Raw genomic sequence first — 14,593 nt, 5'->3', positions numbered from 1 at the left:
CATTCTCTCCCACCAGCAGCGCTGGCCAACAGGCGTGGCCATCACCACCTCCCCATGAAAAAGGCGCCCGAAGGCGCCTTGATGAGAGACAGAACATCCCTGTCCGTCAATAGGCCAGACCGGCCCCGTAGGGATAGAGCGGGCTTTGTGAGTCTTTGGCCACGTCCGGGGACTGGGCCAGCACTGCCTGCCAGCTGGAGGGCAGCTCGAAGGGGAGCTTGCCGCGTGCCTTCTGGGTGCCGCTCATGACATCGAACAGGGCCTGATCCAGGGCACCGAAGTTGGCGAGCAGCACCCGGGCCGCCGGGGCCACCTCGGTCAGGATGGCGGGCCTGTCCAGATAGACGGAGAGCACCATGGGCACCCCGGCCTGCTCGATGGCCTGGATGGCCGCATAGTCATCCGCGCCGCGGTAGACCCCATCGTGGGCCGTCTCCTGCACCACCTGATCATTGCTGGCAAAACCGAGCTGACCGAAGTGGATGCTGCCAAACGGGAAGCGGGGATCCTGCTCGCCCGGGGCGTTGACCCGCACGATGGCAAGCTCCGCGTCGGCCAGGTTCGTCACCACCGTATAGCCGTTGGCCCTGGCCACCTCGGCGTTGACATTGTGCAGGTAGACCCGCTTGCCGTCCGCCTTCAGCGGCAGCAGGGCTCCCTCGTTCTTCAGCAACACGTGAGACGCCGCCTGGGCGGCCTGGGCCTCTTGCTGGAACTCGGTCTTGCCCACCAGGGCCACCGCGGCCTCGGCATCCACATAGGGATTCTCGAAGAGCCCGAGGGCAAACTTCTGGGCCAGGATCCGCTCGGCCGAAGTGGTGATGGCCGCCTCGGTCACCAGACCGCTCTGCACCGCCGCCAGCAGGGGCGCCGGATCTTCCACGCCACCGAACTGATCCACCCCGGCGTCGATGGCCTTGGCATAACGCTCGGCCTTGGTGAGCTTCTCCACGCCCCAGGACATGCCAAAGGGCACGGTCCAGGGGCTCACCCCGGCATTGACTTCCTCCTGGGTCAATCCCTGCTCGCAGCGGCTGTCACAGTCATTGACGATGCCCCAGTCGCTCAGCACCACGCCGTCAAACTTGAAGTGACCCCGCAACAGATCCGTGATGATCTGGCGGTTGAAGCCAAACCCCACCTCCTCGACGGGCTGCCCATCCTGGGTCAGGCCCAGGGGCATGGCGTAATAGGGCATCACGGCGGCCACCCTGGCCTCGAAGGCGCCCTCGAAGGGCACCAGGTGGTAGGCGAACTGGCCGCCGGGGTAGACCTGCTCCTTGCCCCAGGGGTTGTGGGCATCCAGCCCGTCCTTCTGGGGACCGGCCCCGGCGAAGTGCTTGACCACGGTGACCACGCTCTCCTTGCCTATCCCCTCGCTCCCCTGCTGGAAGCCCTCGATGTAGGCCTTGACCAGAGACTTGGCGAGCAGGTTGTCTTCCCCGAAGGTGCCGTTGATGCGCCCCCAGCGCGGCTCGGTCGCGAGATCCGCCTGGGGCGAGAGGGCCTCGTGGATGCCGACGGCCCGGTACTCCTGACGGGCGATGTCGCCAAAGCGCTGCACCAGGGCAGCATCGCCGATGGCGGCCAGCCCCAGGGTTTCGGGCCACTGGGAGAAGGCCCCGGCACCGATGCTGGTGGCGTTGGGATCATGGGTGAAGTGGTTGCGGGGATCCGTGCTCACCGTCATGGGGATGCCGAATCCCACTCCTTCCAGCAGGGCCTGCAGGGTGTTGTTGTCCGCGGCGATGGCCGCCGGATCACCGGCCATGCGGGTGATGAAGGTGTTGACCCCGTCCTCGCGCAGCATCTTGTCCATGGCCGCGAGGTTCACCCGCCCCGCCCCGTCCAGCACCAGGGTGCCGTGCATCATCAGCCCAGCCTTCTGGGCCAGGGTGAGCCTGCCCACCAGATCCCGGGCCCGCTCGGCGGCGCCGAGGCGCCAGTCCTCGTAGGGGGTCAGAGTGCCGCTGCCATCGAGATCCTTGAATTGCAGGCCGTCCTGCTCGATGAGGGTGACGGTGCGGTGGCCCAGAACCGGCTGCTCGGGCTTGGGGGTGGAGTCGTTGTCGTTGCACCCTGCCAGCAGCAGGGCCCCGATGGCGAGGGCGACACGGGTTCGGGAGAGCGAGTGGTGTTTCATTGTTGTTATCTTCCTTGTGTGTGTAGGAGTGGCCACTCTATGCAAAAGCGGCCCCTCTCACTTGCCCGTCGGGTGCAGGAAGTTGCCGGTTGGGAGCAGGATTGAAAAGTGTGAAAAGGGTTGCAGGGTTACCCTTGGTTACAAATCTGAAACATGAAAGCGGCGCTGGCTCACGGCAATCCGCCGCCGTTGGCCGATGATGGTGGGCCACCGCTGACAAGGATTTTTGCCGTGAAGACCGTCTCCAACCGGATTGCCCTGCACTGCCTCAACCACTGGCAGGCCCGCGGGCGGGATCCTGCTGCCCTCCTGCACCCCTGCGGCATCGCTCACGAAGAGCTGCTGATCCCCCAGGGGCGGCTCGACACCGGGCGCCACTTCCGGCTGCTGGCCGGGGCAGCCCCCCACGTGGATCTGGCCCTCGACTGGACGCCCCCCGCCCTCCCCGGCCTCTTTGCCGACTTCATGTCGCTGGCGAGCCTGTGCTGCAACGCCGCCACCCTTCGCCAGGCCCTGCACTTCTTCCTCGCCTACCGCCCCCTTATCGGCGAGAGCGACGAGATCCGCCTGCAAGAAGAAGAGGAGCAGGCCAGGATCATCTACCACTCGGAGTCCGATCACCCGGACGTCATCGCCCTGAGCAGCCTGGCCAACCTCTGCCACCTCTATGCCCTGCTCCAGTTCTACCACCCGGGCCAGGGGCTGCTGGTGCTGCCCACCCCGGTACGCCCCAGGCTGTGGCGTGAGCTGGCAGGCTGGCTGGAAGGGCGGTTGCAACAGGGGGCGGCCTTCGAGCTACGCTTTCCCGCCGCCTTGCTCGATCTCGCCCACGAGCAGTGCAACCTGCCCCTGCAACCCCTGCTGCTCGGGGAGCTCGACCGGCAGATGGCCCAGCTTCGCCCAAGCAGCCGCTACCGGGACAGGGTGATGACACTCATCCGCCAGCAGCTGTGGCAAGAGAGCGCAGAGGCCTCCTCTCTGCTCGATGGGGTGTGCGAGCACCTCAAGCTGACCCGCTGGACCCTCAACCGCCATCTGCGGGAGGAAGGGTGCCACTTCTCGGGTCTGCTGGAGCGGGTGCGCCGGGAGGAGGCCTGCCGCCTGTTGCAGGATCCCGCCCTCCCCCTGCAGACAGTGGGGGAGCGCCTGGGTTTTGCCCGCCAGAGCAGCTTTACCCGCTTCTTTCGTGAGGCGTTTGCCCTCTCCCCCCGCGAGTTTCGCTCAAGGCGCAGCCGCCTCTGAGGTGCCCCCGAGATGGGCGGCGAGCAACCCCGCCAGCCAGTGGATGAAGAGCTGGACCCTGGGGGCCAGTTGGCGGCGATGAGCATAGAGGGCGTGGATGGGGAGCGGCGGCGCCTGCCACTGGGGCAGGATGCTCACCAGCTCGCCCCCCGCGAGCAGGGATTCGCCCCCCACCCGCGGCATCTGGATGATGCCGAGCCCCGCCAGCGCCGCCGCCAGGTAGGTCTCGCTGTCATTGACCATGAGGGCCCCCGCCATGGGCAGCAGGGCGCGGCGGCCATCTTCCGCCAGGTATTCAAAGCCGGGCTCGCTGCGCCCCTGCCCGGCACCAAACCCGGGACCATAGTGCACCAGCCGGTGGCCCGCCAGATCCCCAAGGGTGCGGGGCACCCCGTGGCGAGCCAGGTAGCCTGCGCTGGCACAGTTGATCTGGCGATAGTGACCAAGGGGCCTGGCCACCAGGCTGGAGGGCTCAAGCCCCCCGACCCGCACCACGCAGTCAAACCCCTCGCGCACCAGATCCACCCGCCTGTCCGTGCTGCTCAGCATCAGTTGCAGGGCGGGATGCTGCGCCAGAAAGTCCGGCAGGGCCGGGATAACCAGGTGGCGGGCCATCCGGCTTGGCATGTCGACCCGCAGTTGTCCCGAGATCTGCCCCCCCTGGCGAAACAGGCCGTCAAACTCCTCCATGTCCGCCAAAAGCTCCCGGCATCTGGCATAGCAGAGCTGGCCGTCCGTGGTGAGCTGCACCCGCCGCGTGGTACGCAGCAGGAGCCGGGTCCCCATGCGCTCCTCCAGCCGACGGATGGCGGCAGAGAGGGTCGCCTTGGGGATGCCCGTCTGCTCGGCGCAGCGGGTAAAGCTCTCCAGCTCGGCGACCCGCACGAAGGCTCTCATCGCATCCAGTTGATCCATGGCCTGATTGTCTCGATAAACGGAACAGTGATTCTATTATCACGCTATTTATCCAGTTTAAAAGGAACAATACAGTGATCCGGTCGGCTCGTATCGAGCCTGTGTCCGCCACCCTGACAGGAGTCATACCATGACCAGACCCATCGCCCTCATCACCGGAGCCAGCCGCGGCCTTGGCAAGCACGGGGCCCTGGCCCTCGCCGCCAAAGGCGTCGACCTCATCATCACCTATCGCAGCCAGGCCGCAGAGGCGGAGGCGGTGGTGACCCAGGCCCGCGCCCTCGGCGTCCAGGCCCATGCCCTGGCACTGGACGTGGGCGAGAGCGCCACCTTCGCGGCCTTTGCAGAGGAGGTGACGCAACTGCTCGCCCGAGAGTGGCAGCGCACCCATTTCAACTTCCTGGTCAACAACGCCGGGATCGGCATTCATGCCAGCTTTGAGCAGACCACGGAGCAGCAGTTCGACACCCTGCTCAACATCCACCTCAAGGGGACCTTCTTCCTGACCCAGGCGCTCCTGCCCCTCCTGGCAGACGGCGGTCGCATCCTCAACCTCTCCACCGGCCTCACCCGCTTCGCCATGCCGGGTTATGCCGCCTACGCCGCCATGAAGGGGGGCGTCGAGGTGCTCACCCAGTATCTGGCCAAGGAGCTGGGCCCCAGGGGCATCGCGGTCAACGTGCTGGCCCCCGGCGCCATCGAGACCGATTTTGGCGGCGGCGTGGTGCGCGACAACAAGGGGGTCAACGACTTTCTCGCGAGCCAGACCGCCCTTGGCCGGGTGGGTCAGCCCGACGACATCGGTGGCGCCATCGCCGCCCTGCTCTCCGATGACTGCCGCTGGATCACCGCCCAGCGCATCGAAGCCTCGGGCGGCATGTTTATCTAGGCGGTCATGATTGCCTGCTGCACAAACAAGGAAGGCCCCCTCCGACGAGGGGGCCTTCCGGCATTGGGCAGACGAGGTGCGGCGCACTGGGCCCGTTACAGGGTCTTGCCACCGCTTGCAATGACCTGGCTGTACCAGTGGAAGCTCTCTTTCTTGATGCGACGAAGAGACCCTCCCTGCTCGTCCCTGTCCACGTAGACAAAGCCGTAGCGCTTCTGGTAGCCGTTGAGCCAGCTCAGGATGTCGGTGAAGGACCAGGCGCAGTAGCCCAGGAGCTCAACCCCGTCCTGCATCGCCTCCTGGCACGCCTTGAGGTGGCTGTGCAGATAGGCGATACGGTAGTCGTCGTTCACCTTGTCCCCGGCTTCCAGCTTGTCGAACTCCCCCAGGCCGTTCTCGGTGATCATCAGCGGCAAGGCGTAGCGGGAGGAGAGCCGGCGCAGGGCGATGCGCATCCCGGTGGGATCGATGGCCCAGTCCCAGTTGCTGGTCTCAAGGTGCGGATTGGGGGCCGTCTTGTAGAGGCCGGGAATGCCGCTGGAGGGCGTAGTGCCCTTCTTGCCCGTGGTGTTGATGCGCTGCATCGTCTGGCCGCCGAGGGGGTTGTCGGTGAAGGTCAGGGTGTAGTAGTAGTTGACCCCGATGTAGTCGGGGGTGCCTTCGCGCAAGAGCTCGAGATCGCCCGGCAGGATCTCCGGCGCCTCGCCGGTCTCCCGCAGATAGGCGAGTGCCGCCTGGGGGTAACGGCCGAAGCAGTAGGCATCCAGCCACCAGAGGTTGGTGAACTCCTCGGCATTCTCGAACGCCAGCATGTCGCTCGGGGCGCAGGAGGCAGGATAGGCGGGGGAGTACGCAAAGCTCGGCCCAATCAGGCCGTTTGGCACGTGCTGGCGAAACGCCTTGATGACACGGGCATTGGCGAGAAACGCGATGTGGTTGGCGGCGAAGAAACGCTTTCTGTCCTGCACGGCGGGAGGATGGGTGCCCAGCTGGTAGGCGTTGGTCAGGTTGTAGTTCTGCTCGTTGAGCGACACCCAGTACTTCACCTTGCCGGCGAAGCGCTGATAGAGGGTCACGCAATAGCGCTCGAAGTCGTCGATGATCCGCCTGTCTTCCCAGCCGCCGTACTCATCCTGCAGGGCCTGGGGGAGATCCCAGTGATAGAGGGTCAGCACCGGCTCGATGCCGTGGGCCAGCAGGGCGTCGATGAGCCTGTCATAGAAGGCGAGCCCCGCCTCGTTCACCTCGCCACGCCCCGTCGGGTAGATGCGCGGCCAGCTCACCGAGAAGCGATAGGCCTTGAGCCCCATCTCGGCCATCAGCGCCACGTCCTCTTCCACCCTGTGGTAGTGATCCACCGCCACGTCTCCGTTGCTCCCTTCAAAGGTCTTGCCCGGCAGCTTGGTGAAGCTGTCCCATACCGAGGGGCCCTTGCCCTCCTCGTTCCAGGCCCCTTCCACCTGATAGGCGGCGGAGGCGGCGCCCCAGAGGAAACCGTTCGGGAAGTCGTTGAACTTGTGATGATGCATCTGGTGTTGCTCCTTCTGCGCGGATGGCGGGGGCCATCCCGTGATACGTCGACCCCGTACAGGGGCCCGAAATGAGTTGGCACCAGCATCCAACACTTCTAGAATTCCGTCCAATGACAAATATGGCCACCTATCATTCCTATCTGGAATCAAGCGAGGCACCATGGAGTTGAGAGACCTGAAAGCCTTCGTCACCCTGGGGGAGGTATTGCACTTTGGTCAGGCGGCGGCGCGCCAGCACGTCACCCAGTCGGCCCTGAGCAAGCAGATCCGCCGGCTGGAGGCGGACCTTGGCGGCGAGCTGTTCGAGCGCAACGCCGGCAGCACCCGGCTGACGGTGCTCGGGCGCGCCCTTTACGCCGACGCCTGCACCCTGGTGGCCCAGAGCGAACAGCTCGCCCGCAGCGCCCGCGACGTGCTGGCGGGCCACGCGGGTACCCTGCGCATCGGCTTCGGGGTCGCCACCAAGCTGCTGGTGCCCGCCGCCATCGCCCGCTTTCGGGCCAGCCGCCCCGGGGTCGCCATCGAGCTCAACGATCTCTCCACCCATCACCAGTTGCTGGCGCTGGCGGAGGGCCGCCTGGATCTCGGCTTCTGCCGCCTGCCCGCCCCCAAGGGCTGGCCGGTGCTGCCCGTGGTGCGCGCCCATTTCGTCGCCGTGCTGCCCGCAGGCTATCAGGGAGTGGCGGGGCTCGCCGATCTGCAGGAGAAGCCGCTCGCCATCCTGCGCCGGGACAAGGCCCCCTCTTTTTACGATCAGTTCATCCATTACCTCGCCCAGAGCGGCCTGCGCTTTCAGGACATCCAGTACGTGAACGACTTCGCCGCCGGCATCGCCACCGCGGCAGCCGGCATCGCCTGGACCCTGGTCCCCTCCTCCACCACCATTGAGCATCCCGATGTGCTGACCCTGCCCCTCGGGGAGGCCGACGCGAGCTGGATCATCGGGCTCATTCGCCCGCCGGGCAACGACAATCCCCTCGTCGCCCCCTTCTGGCAGACGGTGGCGGAGCTGGCGGATCCCGCCCTCACCGGCCTCATGACGACCGGGGACGGGGCTCCCACCTGGGACACCCCATGAAAGGGAACCATTCGAGAATCACATTAACGATGGCATTGGGCGGACACCCCCCTTAAAATTGCCGCACTGCCCCGACGCCACGACAAGGATCCGTTTCGTTCATGCACTCTCACTGGCTGCTGAGGTTTGATCTGCATCGCCTCATCCTTGCGCTGGCCGTCATCGGCGTGCTGGCAACCTTTGGCAACAGCTTTTACGCCATCTATCAGGCACAACGGCAACTGCTCATCGACAGCACCCTGGAAGCAAACCGGGTCTATGCCACCAAGCTCGCCGCCTCCACCGAGACCATGCTGCGCTCGGCCCAGGGACAGCTGGCCTATGGCGCGGCCCGGCTCGCCCCCTTGCTGCAGGGCAACGACCTTCATGGACTCGAGGAGGTGGCAGGCCAGTTGCGCCAGCAGACCAACACCTTCAACTCGGTGGCCATCGTGAACACCGATTCCGTCATCGTCGCCGTCTCTCCCGAGGCGTTGCATGTGAAAGGGGTCAAGCTCACCTCGGCCAATGCGAGCCGGACCCTGGCAAGCCAGCAGCCCCTCATCGCGGATCCCCTGGTCTCCCTCACTGGCAACTACCTCATCAGCCTCTCCCACCCCATCTTCTCGGCAGACAAGCGCTACCTCGGCTATGTCGCCGGCACCATCTATCTGGAGTCCGCCAGCGTGCTCTCCAGCCTGCTGGGGCAGCACTACTACCAGGATGGTTCTTATCTTTATGTGGTGGACCGCCAGCGCACCCTCATCTACCACCCGAACCCGGAGCGCCTCGGCCAGAAGATTGGCAAGAACCGGGTGGTGGATGCGGTGCTCAAGGGGCAGGATGGCGCGCAAAGCGTGCTCAACTCCCGGGGCAGCGAGATGCTGGCAGGCTTTGCCCCGGTGGCGGACGCAGGCTGGGGGATAGTGGCCCAGCGCCCCCGCAGCGCCACCCTGGCCAGCCTGGATGAACAGATGCTGGAGATCCTCAAGGGGATGATCCCGGTCACCCTCTTCATTCTCTTCGTCATCTGGCTCTCGGCCACCATCATCGCCAGACCCTTGCGGCAACTGGCCAACCGGGCCGGGCTCATGGATCAGCAGGGGGCCGCCACCAGCATCTCGGGGATCCGCGCCTGGTATTTCGAAGCGGCCCAGTTGAAGCAGGCCATCCTCAAGGGGCTGGGGCTGCTCAACACCAAGATCGACAAGCTGCACACCGACAGCCACACCGACCCCATGACGGGCCTGTTCAACCGCCGGGCCATGCAGCAGATGCTGGACGAGTACGAGGCCGAGCGTCAGCCCCTGACGGTGATTGCCCTGGACATCGATCACTTCAAGGCCATCAACGACCGCTTCGGTCACGACGTGGGGGATGCCGTCATCGTCTCCCTCGCCACCCTGATGCAGCAGGATCTGCGTTCCGATGCCGCCTTGTGTCGAAGCGGCGGCGAGGAGTTCCTGCTGCTGCTGCCCGGGGTCTCCCTTGCACAGGCACAGAAGATCGCCGAGCGCCTGCGTACCCGGGTGGCGAGCCACGACATGGAGGTAGCAGGCCACATCACCATCTCCCTCGGCGTCGCCCACTGGGGAGCGGATGCCACCAGCATCGCCGCCGTGCTCAAGGAGGCGGACAAGGCGCTCTATGATGCCAAGAGCCAGGGCCGAAACTGCGTGGTGGTGGCCCTGGGCTGATGGCCCAGGCTTTACCGGGCACCGTTCGCCCATAAAAAACCCCTGCCATGGCAGGGGTCGGACGGTATCCATGTCAGGGGATCAGAGCGTGACGGCCAGGCTCTCGACCGAGGCGGCGCTCGGGGTCACCAGTACGGGCACCGATTTGGAGGTGGGGGTGAAAGAGCCCTCCCCTATGCTCTCGATGGCCACCAGGGGGTTGGTCTCGGGGTAGTAGGCGGCGATGTTGCCTTTCGGGATCTCGTAGAAGATGACGCTAAAGCCCCGCACCACCCGCTCGCGCCCATCGTTGCACACCGCACTCATGTCCACCCGCTGCTCCTCGGCGAGCCCCAGCCTCCTGGCATCCTCCTCGTTCATGAAGACCACGTTGCGTCGCCCCTTGATGCCGCGATAGCGGTCATCCATGCCATAGATGGTGGTGTTGTACTGATCGTGGGAACGTAGGCTCTGAAGCAGCAGCACGGGCTGGTCCACCATCTGCTCCGCGTGGCTGGTGCACTCGGGCAGGATGGAGTCCGGCAAACGGCTCGCCCTGAATTCGGCGCGCCCGCTCGCTGTGTTCCAGCGCAGCAGGGCGGCGCTGTTCTCCAGATGGAAACCGCAGGGCTCCTCGATGCGGCGGTTGAAGTCGCCAAAGCCCGCGATGGTCTCCTCGATGAGATCCCGCAGCAGCCCGTAGTCATCCCGCAGCGCCAGCCAGTCCACCCGATCGCTGCCGAGCGTTGCCTCGGCCATGCGGGCCACGATGTCTATCTCGGAGAGACAGAGTGGCGAGACCGGCTCGTTCATCCCGGTGGAGGCGTGCACCATGCTGAAGGTGTCCTCCACGGTGATCTTCTGCACCCCGGTGCGCTGCTGATCGAGCTCGGTACGGCCCAGGCAGGGCAGGATAAGAGCATCTTTTGACACCATGAGGTGGCTGCGGTTGAGCTTGGTGCTGATCTGCACGTTGAGCTCGCTCCTTCGCATCGCTTCATAGGTGAACTCGGTATCCGGCGCGGCGGCTGCCAGGTTGCCCCCAAGGCAGATGAGCACCTTGCTCTTGCCGCCATGAAGGGCTTTGAGGGCCTCGTAGACGTTGTGCCCCGGCGTGCGCTTGAAGCCCACCGGGAAGCGGCGCTCCAGGCGATCGAGGAAGGCGGCATTGGGTTTCTCGTTGATCCCCATGGTGCGGTTGCCCTGCACGTTGCTGTGACCGCGCACCGGACAGAGTCCGGCCCCCGGCTTGCCAATCTGGCCGCACATCAGGTGCAGGTTGACGATTTCGCGAATGGTGTCGACCGAATGCTTGTGCTGGGTGATCCCCATGGCCCAGCAGCTGATCACGCTCTCGCTGCTTGCGAAGATCTGCGCCGCCCGGGTGATCGCCTCCCGACCGAGGCCGGATTGCGCCTCGATCTGCGTCCACTCCGTGGCCTTCACCTGAGCCAGGTAGTCGTCAAAGTGCGCGGTGTGCTGCTCGATGAAGGCGAGATCGATGCGCCCCCCCTCCTCTTCCAGGATGTATTTCGCCATGCCGCGAATGGCCGCCATATCACCGCCAAGTTTTGGCGTGAGGTACTGGTGGCTGATGGTGGTGGCCGCCGGGGTCAGTAGCTCCGCCGGGCTCTGGGGGCTTGCGAAGCGCTCGAGGGCCACCTCTTTGAGGTTGTTGAAGGTGACGATCTGGCACCCCTGGCGCGCCGCCTTGCGCAGGGCGTTCATCATGCGCGGGTGGTTGGTGCCCGGGTTCTGGCCAAAGACGAAGATGGCTTTGGCGGCGTCGAAATCATCGAGCACCACGGTGCCCTTGCCTACCCCGACGGACTGGATAAGCCCCACCCCGCTCGCCTCGTGGCACATGTTGGAGCAGTCGGGGAAATTGTTGGTGCCATAGAGGCGGCCAAACAGCTGATAGAGGTAGGAGGCTTCGTTGCTGGCGCGTCCCGAGGTGTAGAACTCCACCTCGTCGGGGCTGGCCAGGCTCTTGAGTTTGTCGGCGATGAGGGCAAACGCCTGATCCCAGCTCACCGGCTCGTAGTGATCGGTGGCCGGGTTGTAGCGCAGGGGCTCGGTCAGTCGCCCCTGGTATTCGAGCCAGTAGTCGCTCTGGGTGGCGAGGCGACGCACCGAATGCTCGGCGAAGAAATCGGCCCCCACCGTCTTGCCGGTGGATTCCCAGGCCACCGCCTTGGCGCCGTTCTCGCAAAACTGGAAGGCCCCCTGCTTGTTGTCACCCCAGGCGCAGCCGGGGCAGTCGAAGCCGTCGGTCTGGTTGACCCGCAGCAGGTTCTTGATGTTCTGGCGGGTCTTCTGGCTGCGCAGCACCTGCTTGAAGGTGGACTGCAGGGAGGAAAAGCCGCCGGCCTTGGCCGGTTTCTCAATATGACTGGACATGGGAGTCTCCAACGTGATCCTGGGCGCGGGGGCTGGCATAGCAGACCGGGGCATCGGATCGGGGCACATGAATGAGGGTCAGGTTGTACTTCAGGGCCAGTCGCACCGCGAGCTGGCTGGGGGAAGCAAGGCTGATGAGGTGAGCGGCGCCAAATTGCACCGCCTTGTGAATGAGTTCGCTGCCGCAGCGGCTGGTGATGACCAGCGTATCGGCCTGCACCGGCTGGCGCAGTTGCATGCCGATGAGCTTGTCCAGGGCGTTGTGCCGCCCTATGTCCTCCCGGCAGGCCAGGATCTCGCCGCTATCATCCAGCGCCAGGGCGGCATGAAGGGCGCCGCTCTGGCGGGCCTTGCTCTGCCAGGGGACGATGCGCTCCCGCAGATCCTGCAAAGAGGCGGTGTCGAAGGGGGCGCCCGGGGTCAGCAGGGTGAGCACGGGCAACGCATGTTCGATGGCCTCCACGCCGCAGATGCCACAGCCGCTGGCACCGGCCAGGCGGCGCTTGCGCTGACCAAGCACAGCCAGACAGCGGTTGGCGATGGTGACATCGAGCACGATACCGTGCTCGGACGGGGTGCTCTGGATATCGTGTACATCGTGGTTGCCCCCGATGATCCCCTCGCCAAACAGAAAACCGATGGCGAAATCGTCGAGATCGTCCGGGGTGGCCATCATGACGGCATGGTTGATGCCGTTGATGTTGACGGACACGGCCACCTCCTCCACCAGCTCATCCAGACTGGGCAACCGTGAATTGAAAGGGATCATGCGAGACGCTTATAAGCTGTATTCGGGCCTCAAGTTTAGATAAGCCGCCGCGCCAAAACCAATGAAACAAATCTATTCACCAATAGATAACTTCTATTGCCATCGGGATGTCGATTGATTAACTTTGTCAGCCATCCTCCACGTCAAACGCCCCTCTTCGATGAACATCAAGCAGTTGCACTATTTCTACGAGCTGGCCCAGCACCGTCACTTCGCCAAGGCGGCCAAGGCTTGCTTCATCACCCAGCCGACCCTGTCGGCCAGCATCACCGCCCTGGAGAAGTCACTTGGCACCGAACTGGTGGTGCGCAACAGCCAGTTCGTAGCCCTGACCCACGCGGGGGAAGTGGTGCTGCACCACGCCGAGCGGATGCTTCAGGAACAGGATGCCATGCGCCAGGAGCTCAGCCTCTTTCGGGGCGGGCTGTCGGGGGCGCTGCGCATCGGCGTCGTGCCCCAGTCGAGCATCGACATCATGCCGCTGCTCAAGGGGTTCAACGACGCCTACCCCAAGGTGGGCCTGCACCTCTGCGTGATGACCCATGCCACCCTGATGGAGCAGCTGGATCTGCATCGCATCGACATCGGGCTCGGCTTTGACGAGTTGCTCACCGAGCATCAGCGCCGGGCCCTCGACGTCCAGCTTCGCCACCCCAACCCCATGGCCCTGCTGGGCCCCCTGCCTGCCCACTGCGCCCCGACCGGGCCGCTGACCCTGGCGGACCTGCAAGATCTCCCCCTGATCCTGCCAAGCACCACCATGCAGTTTCGCCGCTACCTGGACGAGGCCGCCGCCCGCCAGCAGATCAGCCTGCGGGTGGTGCTGGAGACCGACTCCCTGTTCCACCTGGTCAACGGGGTGAGCCACGGCCTGGGCTGCGCCGTGGTCAGCGCCGGCATCGCCGCCACCGCCCAGCAGCTCTTCAAGCTGCCCTGCCATCCCTTGAGCGATGCAAGCGCAGGCACCATCGCCTTCATCACCCGAAAACACAGCGTCACCCCCGCCATGAAGGCGTTTCTCGCCAAGGCAGGGGCATGAAAAAGGCAGCCCACGGGGGCTGCCTGCACTGATCAAGGGGGGAGCTTGCGCCTCTCCTGGCGTCAGCCTGCCCCTTGCTGTTTGTCCAGCGCCGCGATAAAGGCGCTCGCCAGGGCGTGGTCGGAGAAGGGATTCTGGCCTGTGATGAGCTCGCGATCGATCACAACGCCAGGCTGCCAGGGTGCCACGAACTGCATCTTGCCACCGGCCTGGGCCATGGCCTTCGCCGGGTAGTAGCGCAGCTTGTCACCCCCCAGGGAGCCTTCAAACACCGCCTCTTCCTTGTCGGAGAAGATGGTCATCCTGTAACCGTCGTAGATCCACTCTCTGGCGCCGTCCGCCTTGCCTGCAATGACCGACTGCTCGAACCCGGCCGGATCCGCCTGCGCCGCCAGCAGCGCGATGGGGCCGTGGCAGATGGCGGCCGTGGGTTTGTGGTTGTCATGGAAGTGGCGAAGCAGGGTCCCCACCTCGGGATCCTTGGCAAGATCGATGAGGGGCGCATGGCCGCCGGGAATGAAGAGGCCGGCATAGCGCTCGGGATCGGATGCCAGCACCTCCCTCAGGGAGAGTACCTTGCCGGCGCCAAGCAGCCCCTCCACGACGGCGCCGATGCGTACCATCTCCTGCGGGTTGCCACCAAAGTACTGGGGATCGACGGAGTGCGTGTCGACAACGGGCCGGTTCCCTCTCGGGGTCACCGGGGTCAGGGTATAACCGGCCTCCAGCAGGGCGGCGGCAGGCACCCCCAGTTCATTCTGGTAGAAGCCGGTGGTCAGGCTCTTGCCCCCTTGCAGCGGCAGTTCGGTCTCGCTCGAGAGCAGCACCAGGATCTCGCCTTTCGGGGCGGCGCTGGCCGCAGCAGAGGTCGCCAGCAGCAGTGAGGCCAGCACGGCCTTGAGGGTGTTCTTCATCGTGATCTTCCTTTTGA

The 14,593-nt window shown here is 65.1% G+C and carries 11 protein-coding genes; 5 read left to right on the top strand and 6 right to left on the bottom strand.

The features are described from left to right. Nucleotides 1-106 precede the first annotated feature (106 nt). Entirely contained in the window at nucleotides 107-2,143 is a 2,037-nt protein-coding gene (locus AB5Y68_RS03265; protein WP_039039083.1) for a glycoside hydrolase family 3 protein, read from the bottom strand. A gap of 231 nt (nucleotides 2,144-2,374) precedes the next feature. Here AB5Y68_RS03265 and AB5Y68_RS03260 point away from each other — a divergent pair, with 231 nt between their 5' ends. Beyond that, on the top strand, nucleotides 2,375-3,385 hold the full coding sequence (locus AB5Y68_RS03260) for an AraC family transcriptional regulator (RefSeq protein ID WP_039039082.1): 1,011 nt from the start codon (nucleotides 2,375-2,377) through the stop codon (nucleotides 3,383-3,385). Here AB5Y68_RS03260 and AB5Y68_RS03255 read toward each other — a convergent pair. Then, a complete protein-coding gene (locus AB5Y68_RS03255; RefSeq protein ID WP_039039081.1) occupies nucleotides 3,365-4,300 on the bottom strand; it encodes a LysR family transcriptional regulator in 936 nt (311 codons plus the stop codon). The genes AB5Y68_RS03260 and AB5Y68_RS03255 overlap by 21 nt on opposite strands. A 130-nt stretch (nucleotides 4,301-4,430) precedes the next feature. Here AB5Y68_RS03255 and AB5Y68_RS03250 point away from each other — a divergent pair, with 130 nt between their 5' ends. Next, entirely contained in the window at nucleotides 4,431-5,189 is a 759-nt protein-coding gene (locus tag AB5Y68_RS03250; RefSeq protein WP_039039080.1) for an SDR family NAD(P)-dependent oxidoreductase, read from the top strand. A 95-nt stretch (nucleotides 5,190-5,284) separates the two neighbouring features. Here the strand turns inward: AB5Y68_RS03250 and AB5Y68_RS03245 are convergent, their stop codons facing one another. Next, nucleotides 5,285-6,718 (bottom strand): glycoside hydrolase family 1 protein, encoded by a 1,434-nt coding sequence (locus AB5Y68_RS03245; RefSeq protein ID WP_039039079.1) that lies wholly within the window; start codon nucleotides 6,716-6,718, stop codon nucleotides 5,285-5,287. A gap of 163 nt (nucleotides 6,719-6,881) precedes the next feature. On the opposite strand from AB5Y68_RS03245, the gene AB5Y68_RS03240 reads away from it, so the two are divergent. Together AB5Y68_RS03240 and AB5Y68_RS03235 are read left to right on the top strand one after the other, a co-directional pair. Next, complete coding sequence (locus AB5Y68_RS03240; protein ID WP_010674613.1) at nucleotides 6,882-7,799, top strand: LysR family transcriptional regulator; 918 nt, start codon at nucleotides 6,882-6,884, stop codon at nucleotides 7,797-7,799. A 101-nt stretch (nucleotides 7,800-7,900) separates the two neighbouring features. Continuing rightward, nucleotides 7,901-9,475, top strand: a complete 1,575-nt coding sequence (locus AB5Y68_RS03235) for a sensor domain-containing diguanylate cyclase (RefSeq protein WP_039039078.1) — start codon at nucleotides 7,901-7,903, stop codon at nucleotides 9,473-9,475. Nucleotides 9,476-9,556: 81 nt separating this feature from the next. Here the strand turns inward: AB5Y68_RS03235 and AB5Y68_RS03230 are convergent, their stop codons facing one another. Both AB5Y68_RS03230 and fdhD read right to left on the bottom strand, forming a co-directional pair. Beyond that, nucleotides 9,557-11,854 (bottom strand): FdhF/YdeP family oxidoreductase, encoded by a 2,298-nt coding sequence (locus AB5Y68_RS03230; protein ID WP_039039077.1) that lies wholly within the window; start codon nucleotides 11,852-11,854, stop codon nucleotides 9,557-9,559. Further along, a complete protein-coding gene (gene fdhD / locus AB5Y68_RS03225; protein WP_039039076.1) occupies nucleotides 11,838-12,623 on the bottom strand; it encodes a formate dehydrogenase accessory sulfurtransferase FdhD in 786 nt (261 codons plus the stop codon). Before fdhD ends, AB5Y68_RS03230 begins: the two co-directional genes overlap by 17 nt. 160 nt (nucleotides 12,624-12,783) lie before the next feature. Between fdhD and AB5Y68_RS03220 the strand changes: the two genes are divergently transcribed. After that, a complete protein-coding gene (locus AB5Y68_RS03220; protein WP_039039168.1) occupies nucleotides 12,784-13,662 on the top strand; it encodes a LysR family transcriptional regulator in 879 nt (292 codons plus the stop codon). A gap of 62 nt (nucleotides 13,663-13,724) precedes the next feature. Here AB5Y68_RS03220 and AB5Y68_RS03215 read toward each other — a convergent pair whose 3' ends face one another. Beyond that, nucleotides 13,725-14,576 (bottom strand): type 1 glutamine amidotransferase domain-containing protein, encoded by an 852-nt coding sequence (locus AB5Y68_RS03215; protein WP_039039075.1) that lies wholly within the window; start codon nucleotides 14,574-14,576, stop codon nucleotides 13,725-13,727. Between the last annotated feature and the right edge of the window lie 17 nt (nucleotides 14,577-14,593).

Origin of the sequence: Aeromonas sp. R6-1, assembly GCF_040908165.1 — a bacterium.
GTDB classification, from domain to species: domain Bacteria; phylum Pseudomonadota; class Gammaproteobacteria; order Enterobacterales; family Aeromonadaceae; genus Aeromonas; species Aeromonas caviae.
Note: the sequence above shows the minus strand (reverse complement) of the source record. Positions and strands in the feature narration are given on the sequence as shown.

Bases quoted from the DNA above. Each gene is read 5' to 3' on its own strand.
- AB5Y68_RS03265 (WP_039039083.1), bottom strand. From the start codon at position 2,143: ATGAAACACCACTCGCTCTCCCGAACCCGTGTCGCCCTCGCCATCGGG.
- AB5Y68_RS03255 (WP_039039081.1), bottom strand. From the start codon at position 4,300: ATGGATCAACTGGATGCGATGAGAGCCTTCGTGCGGGTCGCCGAGCTG.
- AB5Y68_RS03250 (WP_039039080.1), top strand. From the start codon at position 4,431: ATGACCAGACCCATCGCCCTCATCACCGGAGCCAGCCGCGGCCTTGGC.
- AB5Y68_RS03245 (WP_039039079.1), bottom strand. From the start codon at position 6,718: ATGCATCATCACAAGTTCAACGACTTCCCGAACGGTTTCCTCTGGGGC.
- AB5Y68_RS03240 (WP_010674613.1), top strand. From the start codon at position 6,882: ATGGAGTTGAGAGACCTGAAAGCCTTCGTCACCCTGGGGGAGGTATTG.
- AB5Y68_RS03235 (WP_039039078.1), top strand. From the start codon at position 7,901: ATGCACTCTCACTGGCTGCTGAGGTTTGATCTGCATCGCCTCATCCTT.
- AB5Y68_RS03230 (WP_039039077.1), bottom strand. From the start codon at position 11,854: ATGTCCAGTCATATTGAGAAACCGGCCAAGGCCGGCGGCTTTTCCTCC.
- fdhD (WP_039039076.1), bottom strand. From the start codon at position 12,623: ATGATCCCTTTCAATTCACGGTTGCCCAGTCTGGATGAGCTGGTGGAG.
- AB5Y68_RS03220 (WP_039039168.1), top strand. From the start codon at position 12,784: ATGAACATCAAGCAGTTGCACTATTTCTACGAGCTGGCCCAGCACCGT.
- AB5Y68_RS03215 (WP_039039075.1), bottom strand. From the start codon at position 14,576: ATGAAGAACACCCTCAAGGCCGTGCTGGCCTCACTGCTGCTGGCGACC.